General features: G+C 40.1%; 1 protein-coding gene. It reads left to right on the plus strand.

Features of this window, described 5'->3' with window-relative positions; all coding sequences use genetic code 11:
• Nucleotides 1-334 precede the first annotated feature (334 nt).
• Nucleotides 335-1408, plus strand: a complete 1074-nt coding sequence (locus tag IQ236_RS27495) for a hypothetical protein (RefSeq protein ID WP_193872408.1) — start codon at nt 335-337, stop codon at nt 1406-1408.
• Nucleotides 1409-1477: the final 69 nt, after the last annotated feature.

Consider the following 1477-nt stretch of genomic DNA (forward strand, 5'->3'; position numbering starts at 1 on the left):
TAATTATTATTAGTATAGCTAAAAAAGCCTATGAATACGTTACTTTTAGAGAACCTGGCACAGGAGTGCTAGAGATTTAAAAAGTAGCGATAGAGGGCATTTGCGAATTTTCGGAGATGTCTATTGAAGGATTAATACTTAATATGGGGGTCGCAGAAAAATTAAGAAAATCTAAACAATTCTGTTACTTTCAAACTTTTTTGGATAAGGTAAAAACACACTTTTTTCTAGTCACCTCAATGAATTTCATTCAAAGAAGTGACTGGTTAATCCTTATCGAGTGTGACTAAACTAAAAGACATTAATTGCAAAGTTCCTCATTAGGAGACGGCAAATGCTGAGTCGCCCCAGTTCATCGCCGGAGAAACAGGAAACAAATCAGAATCAAAACGAAAATACCCCGCTACAAGTTGCGTTTGAATATTCAGACGGGATGGGGACTGTATTAGTTAAGAAAATTCAAGCCGAACCCGAAACACCCGATGGTTTGTTGCGTTGGATAGCAACCGGAAAGACAATTCTTAACAATAAAGGTAAGCCTGTTAAACAGTATGAACCCTATTTTAGTTTGAGTGGTCATCGTTTTGAAGAACCAACAGAAGTAGGTGTAACACCTATTCTTTATTACGATGCAGTTGGAAGACAAATTCGCACGGAAATGCCCGATGGAACCTACAACCGAGTCGCATTTTCTCCCTGGTTTATGGCAGCTTGGGATGCCAACGATACCGTTTTAGAAGCAGGAAATAGTTGGTATGAACGTTATATTAATGGTACAACCGAAGAACAACGGGCAGCCCAATTAGCGGCTATTCATGCTAATACCCCAGCCGTGACTTATTTAGATAGTTTGGGGCGAGAAGTTGTGGCGATCGCTCATAATAAATGGCAACGAGACGGTATTGATATTAATGAAAAATATGTAACTTTTACCAAGTTGGATATTGAAGGAAAACCCCTCTGGATTCAAGATGCACGAGGGAATCGAGTCATGGAATATATCAACCGTCCAAGCGCAGAAACAGACTTTGTTCCCTGTTATGATATCGCCGGAAATTTACTCTTTCAACAGAGTATGGATGGGGGCGATCGCTGGATGTTAATGGATGCAACCGGACAACCGTTCTATGCTTGGGATTACAATCAACAGGTGATGCCAGATGGTTCTGTGACACCTGAACCTGAAAGTCGCTATTTTCACACATTTTACGATGCCTTACGCCGTCCCAAAGAACAACATTTACATATTAATGGGGGTTCTCTCCTGGTTATTGAGAAGTTTGTCTATGGGGATGAGCCTGGTTTATTTGCTGATCGCCCTGAATACGAGATATCTGAAGCACAAGAGTACAATAGACATCTCCGAAAATTCGCAAATGCCCTCTATCGCTACTTTTTAAATCTCTAGCACTCCTGTGCCAGGTTCTCTAAAAGTAACGTATTCATAGGCTTTTTTAGCTATACTAATAATAATTAA

The organism is Planktothrix mougeotii LEGE 06226, from assembly GCF_015207485.1.
In the GTDB taxonomy this organism is placed as follows: domain Bacteria; phylum Cyanobacteriota; class Cyanobacteriia; order Cyanobacteriales; family Microcoleaceae; genus Planktothrix.

Bases quoted from the DNA above. Each gene is read 5' to 3' on its own strand.
- IQ236_RS27495 (WP_193872408.1), top strand. From the start codon at position 335: ATGCTGAGTCGCCCCAGTTCATCGCCGGAGAAACAGGAAACAAATCAG.